This window comes from Prevotella jejuni, assembly GCF_900187995.1.
Taxonomy (GTDB): Bacteria; Bacteroidota; Bacteroidia; order Bacteroidales; family Bacteroidaceae; genus Prevotella; species Prevotella jejuni.
The window spans coordinates 15955-34101 of the sequence record NZ_FZNZ01000021.1 but is presented as its reverse complement, the minus strand read 5'-3'; the positions used below and the strand labels follow the sequence as shown (position 1 = coordinate 34101).

The following is an 18147-nucleotide window of genomic DNA, read 5'->3' as shown; positions in this document are numbered from 1 at the left end:
GATGAAAAAAGAGCCAGATAATTGACAATCAATTATCTGGCCCTTACTTTTGTGCGCCTAACAGGACTCGAACCTGCACAACGTGAGTTACTAGATCCTAAGTCTAGCGCGTCTACCAATTCCGCCACAGGCGCATAACGACTGCAAAGATACGCAATGTTTTGGATATAACCAAATATTTGGGAATTTCTTTTATATCCCTTTCCTACCTATGTGACATTTGTTTATAAATAATCTTATGTCATTTGTCTACGATTGAAATAAAAGATATATCTTTGCAAAAACAGATGGGTTGCTAAATAAATCTCTCCTTGCGTCCATGTGTGATTAAGATACCTCATAAGAAAGGAGGGGCTGATTTTACGAATAGCCAACAATGATCTTAACAATATTAATTCTTTAACTAACTAACGATCGACAATGAGAAAGACATTATTAACTGTTCTATGTATGGGAACTTTGTATGCGTCAGCTTCTGTAGTTTACAATGGTACTGGTGAAACTGGCGTAATGATGAGGCAGAATACAGTCTCCGTTAAGCCCGTTCCTACCAAGAATGCTTTGAGTAAAGATGAGCGTGCCGCTATCTCACTCATTACCTCTATGTATAACACAAAAGGCTTTGACAATACTGCATACCTAAAGAGGCACTGCACAAAGAAGTTGCTTAAGGTGTTGAAGGCTGCGTATGATTATGAATATGACCCACTTCCAGATGCTTATGCTGGCTGGTTGTTCCGCTCTGGTGCTCAAGATGGACCGAGCGATGCACATAAGGTTCTGCGTGTTGTGAGCCTTGGTAACAACTGGTATCAGTACACTTTCTTGGATATGGGTATAAAATGTACCAATAAGGTAAAGGTTATCAAGGTCGGTAACAAACTGATGTTTGACGAGATTAAGCAAGGTAAAATATAAAACTTAAAGTTTCTTCAGAACCTCCCAGTCCCTCCTTTTAGAGGGATTGGGCGTTGGGAAGGGTCTTAATCACCTTTCTTGCAAACTCTATAATCGTATCCTTGCCTCGTGCGAAGTCTTCAGAAGTGAGGGAAACCTTATAGTCAGGGTCAATACCAAACTCTGTCATCTGTCTATCACGGTCGTACATCGGACAAGCAGAGAAGCGCACAGCCCACCCGTTAGGTAGCTCTGAGGTAAAAGGCAGACCAGCTCCGCCGCCAGTACGGTCGCCAACAATCTTGACATTTGGGCAACATTTCATATACTTCACAAACTCATTAGCAGCAGAGAAGACGCTACGGTTGGTCAATACAATGACTGGTTTATGCCAACGAACACCTTTTCCTGGTTTTAAGTATTGCGGTTGTAACGAAGAGAAATCATCATGTCCCTTCCCTGTTTTATGCTGTATGTAGCCAACGAGTAGTTCCTCGTTTGTGAAGCGTGCAGCTAATGTTTCAGCATTTGAAACACTCCCTCCTCCATTATTTCTTATGTCAATTATCAGTCCGTTGCAGGGTTGCAAATGAATGAAGATATCATCCAGATTACCAGCGCCAATGGCCCCTTGGAATGTCTCACAGCGCACATAACCGATGTTATCATCAAGGACCGTATAGTCTAAGCCGCTTGCAATGAGATAATCAGTCTTGAGGTAGATCCTTTCTAACGAATCAGAATAGTTCTTGGGATAGTCTTCATGCCACGCCCAGTAGCGTCCTACATCGAAAGAAGTGTACAGATTGACGTGTCCATCCTTCAGTTCAGAAAGCATATTAGTCATCACCTCGAACTGTTGTTTGGCTGTCATAGAGTTATCAAACTGCCGTGCATAACGACTGTGCACCTCCTGCCAGTCTATTCCTTTCTGTGAGAAGAAACAATAGTGTTCGTCGATGATTCGCCACAAAGCCTCGAAATTGCCTTGTGGACTATCTGATAGCTGGTCGTTGGTGACGCAACTTGTCACAGAACTGACGATTATCAGTGATGAAACCAGTACGTATAGGAAGGAAGAAAAAAGCTTTCTCATGGGATAAACTTATTGATTGAGAATTTACGAACAATACCAATCACGAGGAGATTACTCCATACATGTTGGCGTAGCTGATTGACCTTCGCCTGCTGGTAATCACCAAGATAGCCTACACGGAAGGTCGTATGGCGGAGCGTGAAATCAAAGGTAAGCTGCTGGCGGAGCGACGGAGCAGACGCAGGTGTTGTGACAATAAGATTATGGTCGTAGTTGTCACGTGTAAAGATCTCGTAATAACTCTGTCCGTAATTAGGTGAGAAGGCCAGTCCGAGGAGCGGCACTTGCACCTCATATCGTAGTTGGAAAGGGAGCTTGAGAAGGTGGGAACGATAAGCTGCCACGGCAGTCGGTGCAATATTCACCTGTGCGTAAGCTTGTGCAGGATTGTTAGAATTGCGCATATTATAGAGGAAACCGAGTCGTGTATCAACTCCTCCACCCACTTTTAGTAGCAGTTCTCCTTCGCCAACGTTCCATTTCCCCAAGGCATACAACCAGTTATACTGAAAGTTGTAGAAGCCACCTAATTCGTTGTTGTTCTCCTTTCGATTACGAACAGACACGATTTGTGCTTGGTGTATAAGTTCTCTTGACAGCTTAGAGCCGTTCTCACGCTCAGAATGGGAGATATAACGAAGTTCTGTCCCAGCGTATTCTTCGGGTGTGAGGTAGGTGTCGAGGACGTTTACAGCACCAATTCCCAACATCTGTGCATTGGTAATCACCTTGTTACTACGTAAGGTGTCCTGTGCCAACGCAACTGTTGGTGTTGCGAAAAGGGTTATTGCTAAAAGTGAGACACAACCAAATAAAAATGTCTTTAGGTTCATAGGCTTGATAAAGAAAATAGGATGTAAATGCAAGTCAAATAGTTGTTTGTTAAAAACTGATAGGTGATAATATGATTAGGTATTTATAAGTAAAATGATGAAAGGGGGAGTGTACGAGGTGTACACCCCCTTTTCAATAGTCTTTTTATCATACAGTTTACTCATTGTCGAAGAGGTTCAGCTGACCAGTAATCTCATCAATGACCTGCTGCTGAGACTTACCAGCATCTGGATCGAGATTTTCCTCCTCGTTACCCGTTGTTGGGTTCTCCTCCTGCGGGTCGTCGTCAGAGTTCTCATCCTCCTCCTTCTCCTTTTCAGGAAAGCGTGTTGGCTCCAGTTCTTCAATCTTATCAACCGTCCAAGTAGTGAGACGTTTACCCTTTGCCTTAAATCCCTTCACACCCACGAATTGTTCTGCATCGACCTCCTCAGAACCACGTGAGGCATCAGCTCCACCGTATGTTATCTGAATACGAGGGAAGGCAACGTCCGTTAACAGTACCATCTTGGAGTTAGGATTGTCTCCGATAAAGTTCTGATGACGCTTGTTAGCTTCCATCTGAAAACGCTTCAAGTAAGGATAACCCTGATTGTCGGCATCGAAGATGACAGCCGTCCAAGGCTTGTCAGCATCAAATTTCTCTATGCGCAGGATGTTGTCTTCATAATGATTGGCCGAGTCAAAGTTCGTGATATAGAACTCTCCGTTCTTAAGAACAACCAAGATACTATCTTGATCAGAGAACTCTCCGAGGTAACGACCATGGTCTTCGTAGTTGATACGGTTGACATCTGGGTCGAACCACACCTTTCGTCCACCTAATGTAGAGTGTCCATGGCTCTTGAGTGAGATGCGGTGAATACTCTCCTTGGTCAGCAGATTACCCTTTGCAGCGCGACCCTTGATGAGAATACTTGCAAAGTCACGCTCCATAAAGATGTTCTGCTTCTTCTTATCAGGGTTTGGGTCGAGTGTAATCTTTATCACCTCCGCCTCCCCATTAGGGTTAGCCGTGAAATATTTAATCTTAGAACCAGGCGTACCGAGGGTTACGTCGTATTCTTTATCACGTGTGATGGAAGTGACGTTGAAACGTTTAATATAATAAGGTCCTGTCTTTCCGTCCCGATAAACCACGTTATAGATGGTGCGTTTATCATTCTTTTTGAACACTTGTACGTAGAGTACGCCCTTACCAACAAAGACTTTGTCAGCTATTCGGATAACCTTATACTTACCATCACGGTAGAAGATAATCACATCATCAAGGTCGGAACAGTTCTGAACGAACTCCGCCTTCTTAAGACCCGTACCGATGAAGCCCTCTTGTTGGTCGATATATAACTTCTCGTTGGCGTCGACTACCTTAGCCGCAACAATTGTGTCGAAGCTCTTTATCTCTGTACGACGTGGATGATCCTTACCATATTTCTCCTTCAGGTGTGTAAACCACTCAATAGTGACACGTACCATCTCACTGAGATCTTTGTTAATCTCAGCTATCTCGGCCTTAATTTTCTGTATCAACTCGTCTGCCTTGTCCTTATTGAACTTCAGAATGCGTTGCATCTTGATTTCTAAAAGACGGATGATGTCGTCACGTGTCACCTCACGGATAAAGTTCTTCTTATAAGGCTCAAGTTTTGAGTCAACGAAATCAACAACTTCGTCAATATTTTTAGCCGTCTCGAACTTACGTTCCTTATAGATACGATCCTCGATAAAGATACGTTCAAGAGAATTATAGAATAACTGCTCTTCCAGTTCATGCTTACGGATTTCCAGTTCAAGTTGCAGTAATGCCTTCGTGTGCTCGGCAGAATTGCGCAATACATCCGATGTTGTCAAGAACTCTGGTTTGTTATCTCGGATGACACAGCAGTTTGGCGAAATGTTTATCTCGCAATCAGTGAAAGCATAGAGGGCATCAATAGTCTTGTCACTTGACGTACCCGGTGTAAGATGAAGTTGAATCTCCACCTCAGAAGCAGTCATATCCTCCACCCTACGAATCTTCAGTTTACCCTTCTCAACAGCCTTGGTAATAGACTCTTGAAGCGTGTTAGCTGTCTTGGTAAAAGGTACCTCACGGATGACAAGCGTCCTATTGTCGAGTTTCTCAACCTTCGCACGTACTTTCAATACGCCTCCTCGCTGCCCATCATTATATTTTGAAACATCAATGCTACCCCCTGTTGGAAAGTCAGGATAGAGATGAAACTCCTCGCCACGCAGGTAGTGAACGGCAGCATCGCAGATGTCGTTAAGATTATGTGGGAGTATCTTGGATGACAGTCCGACGGCAATACCCTCAGCACCCTGCGCCAAAAGCAGTGGGAACTTCACTGGGAGCGTAATCGGCTCTTTGTTTCTTCCGTCGTAAGAGAGCTGCCACTCCGTTGTCTTAGGATTGAAAACCGTCTCTAAAGCAAACTTAGACAATCGTGCCTCAATATATCGGGGTGCTGCTGCACGGTCGCCTGTAAGAATGTTTCCCCAGTTACCTTGTGTGTCAATGAGCAAGTCCTTCTGTCCCATTTGCACCAAGGCATCACCAATAGAAGCATCACCGTGAGGGTGGAACTGCATCGTATGTCCCACGATATTAGCCACCTTGTTATATCGTCCATCATCCATTCGCTTCATAGAATGGAGGATACGACGCTGTACAGGTTTCAATCCATCCTCGATATGAGGTACGGCACGTTCAAGGATTACGTAGCTGGCGTAATCCAAGAACCAGTTTTTATACATACCAGAGAGATGATGCACGGCAGAAGCATCAAACCTATCAGCAGGCTTGTAATCAGAATGAGAATTCTGCTCCTGGCTATCTTCACCAGGAGTAAGGCCGTCCATGTCTTTTATTTCGTCATCCATATAGTTCTTGTTTTATCTCTTTAAGAAGCAAGCTTCATAAGACTGCAAATGTACGAAAAAAAAAGTAAACAGGCAAATTATAGCTTATTCAAGTGTTCGAATTGGTTTTCTGTTTGCAGCCTACGCTCGTTTCGCCTGTGTCATAGCCCTCCTCCATGTGTCACAAAGGGAACCGCAGATAGCAAATGGGGACTTTAGTAGATGCCACGTCTCGACTCCCTACAATTCAAAACTTACTTTGAGAATAATCGATTTAGGCGAAAGTTTCGCAGTAAACCTATTCTTTTTCGGCTAAAAAAGCGTAACTTTGCGTCAAAAATTAAGGTATAAATAGATAATTATGGCACAAGAGGATGTTTTCAAGAAGATTGTAAGCCACTGTAAGGAGTATGGTTTCGTCTTCCCAAGTAGTGATATTTATGATGGTTTAGCAGCTGTTTATGACTATGGGCAGAATGGTGTTGAGCTAAAAAACAATATCAAACAATATTGGTGGCAGTCAATGGTATTGCTACACAGCAATATTGTTGGTATCGATGCATCTATCTTCATGCATCCTACAGTATGGAAAGCAAGTGGTCACGTTGATGCTTTCAACGACCCATTGATAGACAACCGCGATTCTAAGAAGCGTTATCGTGCTGATAACCTCATCGAGGACCAGATTGGTAAATACGAGGAGAAGATTGCGAAAGAAGTAGCTAAGGCTGCTAAGAAGTTTGGCGACGCCTTTGATGAGGCTAAGTTCCGTGAGACTAACCCACGTGTCCTTGAAAACCAGAAGAAGCGCGATGACCTCCATGCACGCTATACAGAAGCAATGCAAGGACCAGACCTTGAGGCCTTGAAGCAGATTATTCTTGACGAAGGAATCGTTGATCCAATCAGCGGTACAACCAATTGGACGGACGTTCGACAGTTTAATCTTATGTTCTCTACCGAGGTGGGTGCATCTGCTGATGCTACTAACAAGATTTATTTGCGCCCAGAGACAGCGCAGGGCATCTTTGTGAACTTCCTCAACGTACAGAAGACGGGTCGTATGAAATTGCCTTTCGGTATCTGTCAGATTGGTAAAGCTTTCCGTAACGAGATTGTTGCACGTCAGTTTGTCTTCCGTATGCGTGAGTTCGAACAGATGGAGATGCAGTTCTTCTGCCAGCCTGGAACAGAGATGACATGGTTTGATTATTGGAAGAAACATCGCTTGGCATGGCATGAGGCACTTGGTATGGGCGACGATAACTACCGCTTCCACGACCACGAGAAATTGGCTCACTATGCAAATGCTGCAACTGACATCGAGTTCCACATGCCGTTTGGTTTCAAGGAGGTGGAGGGTATCCACTCTCGTACGAACTACGACCTCTCTCAGCATGAGAAATATTCTGGTCGTCAGGTGAAGTACTTCGACCCAGAACGCAACGAAAATTACACTCCATTCGTAGTAGAGACTTCTATCGGTGTTGACCGTATGTTCCTCTCTGTTATGTGTCACAGCTATACAGAGGAGGCTTTGGAGAACGGTTCAAGTCGTGTTGTTTTGAAATTGCCAGAGCCATTGGCACCTGTTAAGTGTGCGGTTCTTCCATTGGTAAACAAGGACGGTCTGCCAGAGAAGGCACAAGAGATTGTTAACAATCTTAAGTTCCACTTCAACACACACATGGAGGCTAAGGACTCTATCGGTAAGCGTTATCGCCGTCAGGATGCCATCGGTACTCCTTTCTGCGTGACTGTTGATGGTGATACACTGAAGGATAACACTGTTACGCTACGTTATCGTGACTCTATGAAGCAGGAGCGTGTACCAGTTGAGAAGCTGCGCGAGATTATCGAAGATCGCGTATCTATCACCTCATTACTGAAGAAGATTGATATTGACTAATTTAAGAGAAAGGTAGCAGAACAGGTTCTTTTGGTTCTCTAAAGAGCGTAGAAACGATCGAAGAAGAACAAGAAAACCTGCCCTGTCAACTTTTTATAGCCAAATAACAGACTATGACAAAGAATATTAAGACCTTGATTGGTGTCTTCTGCTTAGGTGGAATGATGCTGTCTACAGGCCTCTTCACCTCATGTACTGAGAATGATGATACTGTAGAAGAATATGCTAATTGGCAGTCGAAAAACGAGACCTATTGGGATAATCTATACACGACTACCCAACAGAAGATTAAGGGTGGCGACACTTCTTGGAAGATAATACTTAATTACACCTTCCAAAATCAGAAGCAAACTACAGGTTCTGCGCTTACTTATCGTCCAGAAAACTATATCATTGCACACGTAGAACAGGCAGGGACAGGTACGACAAGTCCGTTGTATTCTGACTCTGTGTCTATGCACTATATGGGTCGACTGATTCCATCTACGACTTATACATCGGGGCTTATCTTTGATAAGTCATGGTCAAGCAACCAGTTCAACGCTGCAACATCACGCCCTGTACACAGCTACATCGGACTTACTTACGATGCTGAGGGTAAGCCGACGAGTCTTGTCGATGGTTTCACAACAGCCTTAATGTCAATGCACCGTGGCGATCATTGGACTGTTTACATCCCTTATCAGTTGGGTTATGGTGAGAAGAACTCTGGTGTTGTACCAGCTTACTCAACCCTCATCTTTGATTTACGACTGAATGATTTCTCTCATCCAGGCGTGAAATTGAAGGATTAAAAGGTAGCATAAAGGCTGCATAAGAAGGTCAGAACAAGTTTTAGTCTTATAGTATAGGGGCACAAAGTCTCGTGTGTTCGTTTTTAGAACAGAAGTGAACAGACGAGATTGATGTCCCTTTTCTCTTTTCATTAGCTACCACTCCTTCTATAACGTCTTCCGCCTCTCCCTTTCACGCATCTTTCTTGAATAATTACTTAGGTTTCACTCGTCAGATATCATAGTAGTTCCGTGCATTTATCCTTCCGTAAATCCGTCACAGATAGGCTTCTCACCAAGATTAGAAGTGGTGAGATGATGAGCAGGAATGAGAAGTTTAATCTCATTATCCAACTCAGCATCCCATCTATCTTAGCGCAAGTAACAACGGTACTGATGTTTTATATCGATGCTGGAATGGTGGGATCGCTTGGTGCAGAACCATCAGCAGCCATTGGACTTGTCGAACCAGCCACATGGCTTATCTTCTCTTTAGTGAGTGCCGTGACGATGGGTTTCTCTGTACAAGTGGCTCATTTCATTGGTGCGAATGACTTTCCAAAGGCACGTGCAGTCATGCGGCATGGCTATGTCTTTGGACTTTGCTTCTCGTTGTTAATGCTACTTATCGCCTTCCTTATTGGTCCACGCCTCCCTATATGGCTCGGTGGAGGAACTGATATACAGCATGATGCAATGGTCTACTTCCTCATCTTCTCCGGTATCACACCATTTCATCTGATTGAATACATGTCGGGAGCTATGCTTAAAGTGGCTGGTGACATGCGTCGTCCAAGTATGATGGCAATACTGATGTGCGTGTTGGACGTTATTTTCAACTACTTCTTGATATTCCCTACACGTACTATCTCACTCTTCGGGATAGAGCTGACGATGCCAGGCTTTGGTGCTGGTGTTGCTGGTGCAGCCCTCGGTAGTCTCTTAGCCTTCGTCTGTGTCGCTTTACCCTTGGCTTATTATGCCATCTTCCGCAGTCCTATTTTGGCATGGAAACAAGATACTGAACGCTTCTCATGGCGATGGCAGTATATCTGGAACGCACTGAAGATTAGTGCACCAATGGGTTTACAGTACCTACTCATGAATGGTGCTCAACTCGTATCAACGATGATCGTGGCTCCTTTGGGCAATGTTGCGATTGCTGCACATTCGTTTGCTATTACAGCAGAGAGCTTATGTTATATGCCTGGATATGGCATCAGTGAGGCTGCCACAACCTTAGTAGGCCAGAGTGTGGGGGCTGACAGACGTGACCTCCATCGTAGCTTCGCATGGATGACAGTCTTTCTGGGTATGATAGTCATGGCCTTCATGGGTGTTGTGATGTATATCTTTGCCCCAGAAATGATAGGACTCTTATCTCCTGTTACAGCCATTCAAGACTTGGGAACTTCTATTCTCCGCATTGAAGCATTTGCCGAACCATTCTTTGCAGCAGCCATCGTGGCATATAGCGTCTGTGTCGGAGCAGGTGACACATTGAAACCTTCGATGATTAATTTGGGTAGTATGTGGCTTATCCGTCTGACATTAGCCTATTGCCTTGCGTCCCAGTACGGTCTGCGTGGTGTATGGTTTGCAATGGCTGTCGAGCTTTCTCTACGTGGTATGATGTTTATCTTCTACCTCTTCAAGCGTCTCCGAAAGACTTAAATAAGGAAGGAATGACTAAAAAATATTATCGAGAATCACCCTCTTATACGTAGATATGTCAATAGAAAAAGATATATTATATATAATAAGGTGGAAAGAGACATGCGAAGGGAGACTTTCCAAAAGATTAGAAAATCATACCCTTGTGTCTTAAAGAGGATGGAAACATCCTATAAGCATTGTTTAATAGGAAACATTTGTTGGTAAATTAGCCCTTCTTCGTTGCCCTTTTCCGTGCAGAAAGGAACGAGCTACATAACCACATTTAGCCCGTTTTATTGTCTAAAACGCTGAAAAAGATGTTGAAAAAGCACTTTTTTACCTAAAAATTAGAATTTTTTCTATGAAATAATGTAGTCTATTCAAAAAAAGTGCTACCTTTGCACACCGAATATAATTAAGTCGCTAAAATTAACAGAATTAATATTAAGCATTTATGAAAAAGTTTTTGATTGCACTTTCGATGCTCGCTATGGGTATCACAAGTACACAAGCTCAGGTAGCTTACGAGAAGGCTAAGGCATTTGACAACATTTACCTCGGCGTTGAGGGTGGTGTTACAGGTCCTCTTAATTTCAAACATTTCGCTCCAGTTAACCCTGTAGCAGGTCTTAAGCTCGGTAAGCAGTTCAGCCCAGTTTATGGTGCAAACCTCGAGGGTCTTGCTTTCTTCGGTGACAACCGTTGGCAGACTGGTTCATTAGGTTTCTCTAACAGCCACACTGTTGTTCGTGCTATCAACCTCGGTTTGAATGGTACTATCAACTTCACAAACCTTTTCTGCGAGTACAACCCAGACCGTCGTTTCGAGGTAGGAGCTGAGGCAGGTATCGGTTACTGGATTACTTACGGTGACAAGCACCTCATTCAGACTGGTAACACTGGTGATGATACAGAGTTGACAGCTAAGACTGGTCTTACATTCGCTTACAACCTTGGTGAAAAGAGAGCTTGGCAGTTTTATGTTGAACCAGCAGTTCTCTGGAACCTCACCCACGGTCCTGGCGATGCTATTCAGTTTGGAAAGCAGGCAGCACAGCTCGGTCTCTTCGTAGGTCTTAACTACAAGTTCAAGACTTCTAATGGTACTCACAACTTCAAGGTTTGGAATGTTGGTGAGTTGAACGATGAGATTAACTCTCTCCGTGACCAGCTTAACGCTAAACCAAAGGAGGTTATCAAGGAAGTCGTTAAGGAAGTTGTTAAGGAAGTTCCTGCACAGACAACTCAGACTCTCTGCATTGACAACTTGGTATTCGTAACATTCGCTCAAGGTAAGTACTTCCTTACAAACGATGCTAAGAAGGCTCTTGACGAGGTTAAGTCTGGCCGTCACGTACAGATCGTAGGTACAGCTTCTCCAGAGGGTTCTAAGGCATTCAACGACCGCCTCTCTCAGAACCGTGCAGACGTTGTTGCTAAGTATCTCCAGAGCCGTGGTGTCATCGTTGATGAGGCTAAGGGTCAGGGTGTACAGGGTGTAACATCTAACCGTTTGGCTGTTGTTTACGTTAAGTAATCAAGCTAACAACTCACTAACCGACAAAGGTTAGTTGACAAGAATAACTGATAGGGATGAATCTTTAAGGTTCATCCCTATTGTTTTTATATACTCTCATCATTCCATGCTTCTATCCACTCTTTATAAGAACTTAGTGTGGGACTTTGCAGAAGAAAGACGAGAATAGAAGTAGACACACCACGTTATATATGAAGTGATGAATGTCCACTATCCTACTGCCCATTACCATCTGAACCTATAACACCTTATCTATAGTAAATCTCCATCCAACAAAACTCCTTTTCATTGCTGTTAACCTCCTGCAAGCAGGTATCTTATTAGTTTATAGTAAAATTACACGAAGCTTTATGAGTAACAACATACCATCTTAAAAACATTTCTTCTAACAAGTAGTATCGCTGTCTCCATGTTTGGGTAATCAATATCAAACATTCATATAAGGCTCGTTTTGGGATAAATAACAGAATACCTCACTGTTTTATTTTGCTTTTTAAGCTATTTAGCGTACCTTTGCATTGTTTTCATGTTATTCGACAATGTCAAAGGAAAATAAGTTCGACCTTCTAAATAAAATACAGTCACCTGCCGACTTGCGCAAGTTAACGTTAGATGAATTGCCAAGATTATGTCAGCAGTTGCGCAAAGATATCATTGAAGAGGTTGCCGTCAATCCAGGTCATCTTGCCTCCAGCTTAGGAGCAACTGAGATAACGGTAGCCTGCCACTATGTTTTCAACACTCCAGAAGATCGTCTCGTTTGGGATGTGGGACATCAAGCATACGGACACAAGATTCTTACAGGTCGACGTGAGAACTTCTGTAATAACCGTAAGTTAAACGGATTAATGCCTTTCCCCTCTCCTTTTGAGAGCGAATACGACACGTTTACTTGTGGTCATGCCTCTAACTCTATCTCTGCAGCATTGGGTATGGCGGTTGCTTCTAAACTGACGAAGCAGCAGCGTCATGTGGTTGCCATCATTGGTGATGGTGCAATGAGTGGAGGCTTAGCCTTCGAAGGACTGAACAATGTCTCCAGCCAACCTAATGACTTACTTATCATTCTGAATGATAATGACATGTCTATTGACAGAGCTGTGGGGGGTATGGAGCAATATCTATTAAAGCTTGATACCAACGAGACTTATAACCGACTACGCTTCAAGGCATCACAGTGGTTGCGTGATAAAGGTCTACTGAATGACGAACGTCGCAAAGGTTTGTTACGCTTTAACAATGCGTTAAAGTCGGCTTTATCACATCAGCAGAACATGTTCGAGGGCATGAATATCCGCTACTTCGGTCCTTTTGATGGTAATAATGTTGAGGAATTAGTGCGTATTCTTCGCCAGTTGAAAGACATGAAGGGACCAAAGCTACTTCATCTGCACACCAAGAAGGGAAAAGGATACGAACCAGCTGAGAAGAGTGCAACGGTATGGCATGCCCCCGGTAAGTTTGATCCAGAGACGGGCAAGCGTATTGTGCAAGACAGCAGTAACGAACCTCCTAAGTTCCAAGACGTGTTTGGCAAGACACTGTTAGAACTTGCCAAAAAGAATAAACGCATTGTTGGAGTAACGCCAGCCATGCCAACAGGTTGTTCGATGAATATTATGATGGACGTTATGCCTGAGAGAACATTCGATGTTGGTATTGCTGAAGCCCATGCAGTGACTTTCTCTGCGGGCATGGCAAAGGATGGGTTGCAGCCTTTCTGTAATATTTATAGTGCTTTCTCACAACGTGCATACGATAGTATCATCCATGACACTGCTATCCTCAATCTTCCTGTTGTTATCTGCTTAGACCGTGCTGGCTTGGTGGGTGAGGATGGTGCGACCCATCATGGAGCTTTCGACATGGCCTTCTTACGTCCTATCCCAAATCTTACAATCGCTTCCCCAATGGACGAGCGTGAGTTACGTCGATTGATGTACACGGCACAGTTGCCAGGAAAAGGCACCTTCGTAATCCGTTATCCACGTGGGAAGGGTGTGCTTACAGACTGGGAATGTCCTCTCAAAGAGATTGAGGTGGGAACAGGACGACGTATCCACGATGGTTGGGATGTGGCTGTATTGAGTATCGGTCCTATCGGTAATGACGTTGAAAAGGCCATTAAACTGGTAGAGGGAGCAGAGTCGTCTACCTCAAATGGGCATTGTCCGTCAATAGCCCATTATGATATGCGCTTCCTAAAGCCCTTAGATGAGAAAATCCTTGAAGAGGTAGGCAACCGCTTCTCACGCATCATAACGATAGAAGATGGTGTACGCAATGGTGGTTTGGGCTCAGCTGTGACCGAATGGATGAGTGATCATGGTTATACACCACATATCACTCGTATGGGATTGCCAGATCACTTCGTAGAACAGGGAACTGTTCAGCAACTGCGTGAAATCTGTGGAATAGACATAGAAAGCATCAAGAAACAGTTGTTGGATAGTAACGAATAACAGACCATTCGCCCACAACCTACTATATACTCCCTCGTATCATCTCTAAAAGAATAAGGTATGAAAATTATAATATCAGGCGCTTACGCCATAGGAACCTATCTGGCAAAGCTACTCTCACGTAACATGCAAGACATTGTACTCATGGATGAGAACCCAGAGAACCTGGAGAAAATCGGTAATGAGTATGACTTGCTTACGATGGAATGCTCTGCTACGAATATTAAAGGTCTAAAAGATGCTGGTGCAGAGCATGCCGACCTCTTTATAGCAGTAACGCCAAACGAATCGGCTAATATTGCTGCCTGTGTTATAGCACACCAGTTGGGTGCGAAGAAGACGGTAGCACGTGTTGACAACCCAGAGTATGTGGAAGAACAGAACAAAGAGCTCTTTCGTCAGATGGGTATCAACGATATCATCTATCCGGAGATTCTTGCAGCAAAGGACATCATCAACGGTCTAAAAATGTCTTGGGTGCGCCAGCGTTGGGATGTACACGACGGCGCTTTAGTGATGTTAGGTATTAAGGTGCGTGAGAGTTGTGAGATTCTTAACCGTCCTCTGCGTGAGATAAGTGGACCTGACGACCCTTATCATGTTGTTGCTATCAAACATAACGAGGAGACCATCATCCCTGGTGGTAATGATACGCTACAGTTGTATGACCTTGTTTATTTCATGACCACAAAGCAGTATATCCCATACATCCGTAAGATTGTTGGTAAAGAACAATATGTTGATGTACAGAATGTTATCTTCATGGGTGGTGGCAAGACTGCTGCACGTGCAGTGAAGATGTTACCAGAATACATGAATGCAAAGATTATCGAACAAGACCCCGCCCGCTGCGAGGTTCTGAACGATGTCTTCAGTGAAGACCGATTGGTCATTAATGGTGATGGTCGGGATATTGCGTTATTACAAGAAGAAGGAATACGCCACACACAAGCCTTTGTGGCGCTAACGTCTAATGCTGAGACGAATATCTTAGCTTGTCTGACAGCTAAGCGATTGGGCGTTCGTAAGACGGTAGCATCAGTTGAGAACTTCGATTATGTGGCTACTGCAGACGGTCTGGATATTGGTACGATTATCAATAAGAAGGCACTTGCAGCCAGTCATATCTATCAGATGCTACTCGACGCAAACGTAGAGAACGTGAAATTCCTTATGTCTGTCAATGCTGATGTGGCTGAGTTTGTACCCAGCCCTAACTCGAAAGTGACTCGGAAAGTTGTTCGAGAACTTAATCTCCCAAAGGGAATGACCATCGGTGGACTCGTAAGAAACGGAGAAGGAATGCTTGTTTCTGGTAACACACAGATTGAGGCTGGCGACTCTGTGGTGGTATTCTGTTATAATGTCGATATTAAAAAGGTAGAGAAATTGTTTATTTAACCATGCTTAATCTGAGACTTATTTCCAAGATACTTGGCTCGTTGCTATGGATAGAGGGTGTATTGATGCTCGTTTGTCTATTTGTGGCAATATTATATCAAGGCACCGATATCATGCCTTTCGTGTGGAGTATTCTCATCACGTTGGGCACAGGTTTGTCCTTACGATTGCTTGGACGCAATGCCGATAACCTCTTGGGACGTCGTGATGCTTACTTCGTTGTAACGGTATCTTGGATATTCTTTACGCTCTTCGGTACACTACCTTTTATGTTGAGTGGTGGTATTAAGAGTTTCACAGATGCTTTCTTTGAAGCAATGTCAGGCTTTACTACGACGGGAGCATCCATCATTGACTATCCTGAGTATCTCCCTAAAGGACTCCTCTTCTGGCGTTCGCTAACGCAATGGATAGGAGGATTAGGTATCGTATTCTTTACTATTGCCATCCTTCCCTCTATGGTAGGAGGTTCGGTAAAGGTGTTTGCTGCCGAGGCTACCGGCCCTATTAAGAGTAAGCTACATCCCCGATTGAGTACGAGTGCTAAGTGGATATGGGTGGTTTATTTAGTTCTAACCATCACTTGTATCCTCTCCTATAAGGTTTGTGGCATGGGATGGTTCGATGCCTTCAACTATTCAATGACCAGTACGGCGACGGGAGGTTTCTCTACGGAGAGTGGTTCTATCGCTACTTTCCACTCTCCTACAGAAGAGTATGTCTGTGCCTTATTCTGTTTTCTCTCTGGTGTCAACTTTACTTTATTGTATGCTTCGGCTGTGGGATTAGACATCAAGAAACTTATAAAGAATAGTGAGTTCCGTTTCTATACGATTATGGTACTGGCGTTTGCCATCTTCATCGCAGCAGAACTTGTCTATCGAAATCATTATGACATAGAACATGCCTTCCGTAGTGCACTCTTTCAAGTGGTGTCCTTTATTACTACGACGGGTCTCTTCAGTGATGATGCTGGTAAATGGCCTCATGTTACGTGGGTAGTCTTAGCCGCTTGTATGTTCTTTGGAGGCTGTTCTGGTTCAACAAGTGGCGGTATCAAGAGTATTCGTGGCGTAATGCTTTTGAAGGTGGTACGCAATGAGTTCCGTCAGATTCTACACCCGAATGCAGTCTTACCAATGAAGATTGACGGTGTAAACATCCCACAATCTAAGCGTGTGACTCTTTTGGGTTTCGTAGGACTTTACCTCATCCTAACTCTTTTCTGTGCCTTCACAATGATTGCAGTTGGCATTGATAACACGAATGCTATCACAATTACATTGAGTTCTTTGGGTAATGTTGGACCTACTTTAGGTATGGAGATTGGACCTACCATGTCATGGGCACAACTGCCAGACTTGGCTAAATGGATTTGTTCCTTCCTTATGCTCGTAGGTCGTCTGGAGTTGTTTACAGTCTTAGTACTATTTACTCCGGCCTTTTGGAAGGAGAACTAATGATGGATAAAAGCCTTTATCAGGATCATACTCGTTTCAAGATGATACCTCATAAAGGCTTTTATTTTTCCTCTACAACTGTCATAAGCAAATTATTTTCATGAAAAAAAATATTTATCTTCACGAGAAAAAATATTTCTTTTCATGAAGAAAAATATTTATTATCGTGATAATAAAACATTGACGACTGTCGTCTATTACAGTCTCCCTCTTTCTCTTCCTATCTTATAACACTTAATAATTCCCCAAAACACACCGAAACCACCCCATAGAAAGGCAGAAAATGATTCAACACAGATGGTAGAAACGACCAAACAAGTCTCTTATCAGTCTTTTAACAGTATTTGTGTTGGAGTTCTGTAGAGAATTTGTATTTTTGTAAACGATAAACTTAAAACAATTACTATGGTGATTTCCATATAATGGAGGTTCACATACAAAGCAATAAACCAAAACGCACTATAATGAAAAGAAAGAACTTATTATTTTTAGCTATTGCATTCCTTGCAACATTCTCGTTAGCTTCTTGTCTTAACGACGACTATGAGAGCAAGGCTAAACTGCCATCAGCAGAAGAATTGAAAGCTGCAAGTAAGTTGATTCAAGGCTCTTATCAAGGAAAGATCTATCAGTATGGTCTAAACGATAGGACTGGCAAATCAGAGAAGAAAGACTCAGTTAATAGCAGCTGGGAAATCAAAGATGACTCCACACTTGTTATACGAAATTTCCCAAGCAAAATGTTAGCAGCTAACATTACTGACTCTGTTTTAAGAAAGACAATAGCTGCTTTACCAGACCAGGAAATCAAGTGTGCCATCGGAGTGTACAATGTGAAGCCTATTCTTTTCCTTGCTGCTCCATACGCTATAAACTTAGGTAAGATGACATATAAAGGTCAGGTACACGATATTAGTATCCATTTTCGATTTGACCCAAGCTTTACTTACGGTGGTTACGATACTGAATCAAAAACGACAGCTTGTTACCTAAAGGGAGTAGGTGTGTTTGTTGATGGTGTATTCGATGATTTAGCTACAAGCCCTCTGACTACTTTCCTTATTTACTCTAAGCCAAAGTTATAGGAATAAGGGGCTTATAATAGAATTAATAAAAGCCGAGGGAAGTCCGTATTTGACTTTTCTCGGCTTTTATGTGTGCCAACATAGACACTATCATTCCGTCTGTCACCTCTAAACTGTCACGTCATCTGCCATTATGTCAGTCCTCCTCTGTTGGCATATCATTTGTCTAATTATA

The 18147-nt window shown here is 43.3% G+C and carries 12 protein-coding genes and 1 tRNA gene; 9 read left to right on the top strand and 4 right to left on the bottom strand.

The genetic code is table 11. The features are described from left to right. Positions 1-52: 52 nt before the first annotated feature. Positions 53-134: transfer RNA gene (locus tag CHB62_RS09075), tRNA-Leu, on the bottom strand. Between the two features lie 286 nt (positions 135-420). Between CHB62_RS09075 and CHB62_RS09070 the strand changes: the two genes are divergently transcribed. After that, positions 421-918 (top strand): hypothetical protein, encoded by a 498-nt coding sequence (locus CHB62_RS09070; protein ID WP_240616185.1) that lies wholly within the window; start codon positions 421-423, stop codon positions 916-918. 37 nt (positions 919-955) lie between these two features. Here the strand turns inward: CHB62_RS09070 and CHB62_RS09065 are convergent, their stop codons facing one another. From CHB62_RS09065 to CHB62_RS09055, 3 genes are all read right to left on the bottom strand, one after another. After that, complete coding sequence (locus CHB62_RS09065; RefSeq protein ID WP_089366583.1) at positions 956-1993, bottom strand: S41 family peptidase; 1038 nt, start codon at positions 1991-1993, stop codon at positions 956-958. After that, entirely contained in the window at positions 1990-2826 is an 837-nt protein-coding gene (locus tag CHB62_RS09060) for a DUF3316 domain-containing protein (protein WP_089366601.1), read from the bottom strand. The genes CHB62_RS09065 and CHB62_RS09060 overlap by 4 nt, the downstream gene beginning before the upstream one ends. A gap of 157 nt (positions 2827-2983) precedes the next feature. Next, complete coding sequence (locus tag CHB62_RS09055; RefSeq protein ID WP_089366582.1) at positions 2984-5710, bottom strand: DNA gyrase/topoisomerase IV subunit A; 2727 nt, start codon at positions 5708-5710, stop codon at positions 2984-2986. Positions 5711-6050: 340 nt separating this feature from the next. On the opposite strand from CHB62_RS09055, the gene CHB62_RS09050 reads away from it, so the two are divergent. The 8 genes from CHB62_RS09050 (at position 6051) to CHB62_RS09015 (ending at position 17972) form a co-directional block, all read left to right on the top strand. Continuing rightward, positions 6051-7598: a glycine--tRNA ligase gene (locus CHB62_RS09050; protein WP_089366581.1), complete on the top strand. Its 1548-nt coding sequence runs from the start codon at positions 6051-6053 to the stop codon at positions 7596-7598. 113 nt (positions 7599-7711) lie between these two features. Beyond that, complete coding sequence (bamJ, locus tag CHB62_RS09045; RefSeq protein WP_089366580.1) at positions 7712-8392, top strand: BamJ family beta-barrel-assembly machinery protein; 681 nt, start codon at positions 7712-7714, stop codon at positions 8390-8392. 231 nt (positions 8393-8623) lie between these two features. Further along, a complete protein-coding gene (locus CHB62_RS09040; protein WP_089366579.1) occupies positions 8624-10045 on the top strand; it encodes an MATE family efflux transporter in 1422 nt (473 codons plus the stop codon). Between the two features lie 436 nt (positions 10046-10481). Beyond that, positions 10482-11564 (top strand): OmpA family protein, encoded by a 1083-nt coding sequence (locus CHB62_RS09035; protein WP_089366578.1) that lies wholly within the window; start codon positions 10482-10484, stop codon positions 11562-11564. Positions 11565-12103: 539 nt separating this feature from the next. Further along, on the top strand, positions 12104-14026 hold the full coding sequence (gene dxs, locus CHB62_RS09030; protein ID WP_089366577.1) for a 1-deoxy-D-xylulose-5-phosphate synthase: 1923 nt from the start codon (positions 12104-12106) through the stop codon (positions 14024-14026). Positions 14027-14086: 60 nt separating this feature from the next. Next, entirely contained in the window at positions 14087-15427 is a 1341-nt protein-coding gene (gene trkA / locus CHB62_RS09025; RefSeq protein WP_089366576.1) for a Trk system potassium transporter TrkA, read from the top strand. A 2-nt stretch (positions 15428-15429) separates the two neighbouring features. Continuing rightward, the gene (locus tag CHB62_RS09020) at positions 15430-16887 is read left to right on the top strand and encodes a TrkH family potassium uptake protein (protein ID WP_089366575.1); all 1458 of its coding nucleotides are present in this window, start codon (positions 15430-15432) and stop codon (positions 16885-16887) included. 464 nt (positions 16888-17351) lie between these two features. Further along, a complete protein-coding gene (locus CHB62_RS09015; RefSeq protein WP_089366600.1) occupies positions 17352-17972 on the top strand; it encodes a DUF4840 domain-containing protein in 621 nt (206 codons plus the stop codon). Positions 17973-18147 lie beyond the last annotated feature (175 nt).

Coding starts and splice junctions, on each gene's coding strand:
- CHB62_RS09070 (WP_240616185.1), top strand. CDS start 421: ATGAGAAAGACATTATTAACTGTTCTATGTATGGGAACTTTGTATGCG.
- CHB62_RS09055 (WP_089366582.1), bottom strand. CDS start 5,710: ATGGATGACGAAATAAAAGACATGGACGGCCTTACTCCTGGTGAAGAT.
- CHB62_RS09020 (WP_089366575.1), top strand. CDS start 15,430: ATGCTTAATCTGAGACTTATTTCCAAGATACTTGGCTCGTTGCTATGG.
- dxs (WP_089366577.1), top strand. CDS start 12,104: ATGTCAAAGGAAAATAAGTTCGACCTTCTAAATAAAATACAGTCACCT.
- CHB62_RS09015 (WP_089366600.1), top strand. CDS start 17,352: ATGAAAAGAAAGAACTTATTATTTTTAGCTATTGCATTCCTTGCAACA.
- CHB62_RS09050 (WP_089366581.1), top strand. CDS start 6,051: ATGGCACAAGAGGATGTTTTCAAGAAGATTGTAAGCCACTGTAAGGAG.
- trkA (WP_089366576.1), top strand. CDS start 14,087: ATGAAAATTATAATATCAGGCGCTTACGCCATAGGAACCTATCTGGCA.
- bamJ (WP_089366580.1), top strand. CDS start 7,712: ATGACAAAGAATATTAAGACCTTGATTGGTGTCTTCTGCTTAGGTGGA.
- CHB62_RS09060 (WP_089366601.1), bottom strand. CDS start 2,826: ATGAACCTAAAGACATTTTTATTTGGTTGTGTCTCACTTTTAGCAATA.
- CHB62_RS09065 (WP_089366583.1), bottom strand. CDS start 1,993: ATGAGAAAGCTTTTTTCTTCCTTCCTATACGTACTGGTTTCATCACTG.
- CHB62_RS09035 (WP_089366578.1), top strand. CDS start 10,482: ATGAAAAAGTTTTTGATTGCACTTTCGATGCTCGCTATGGGTATCACA.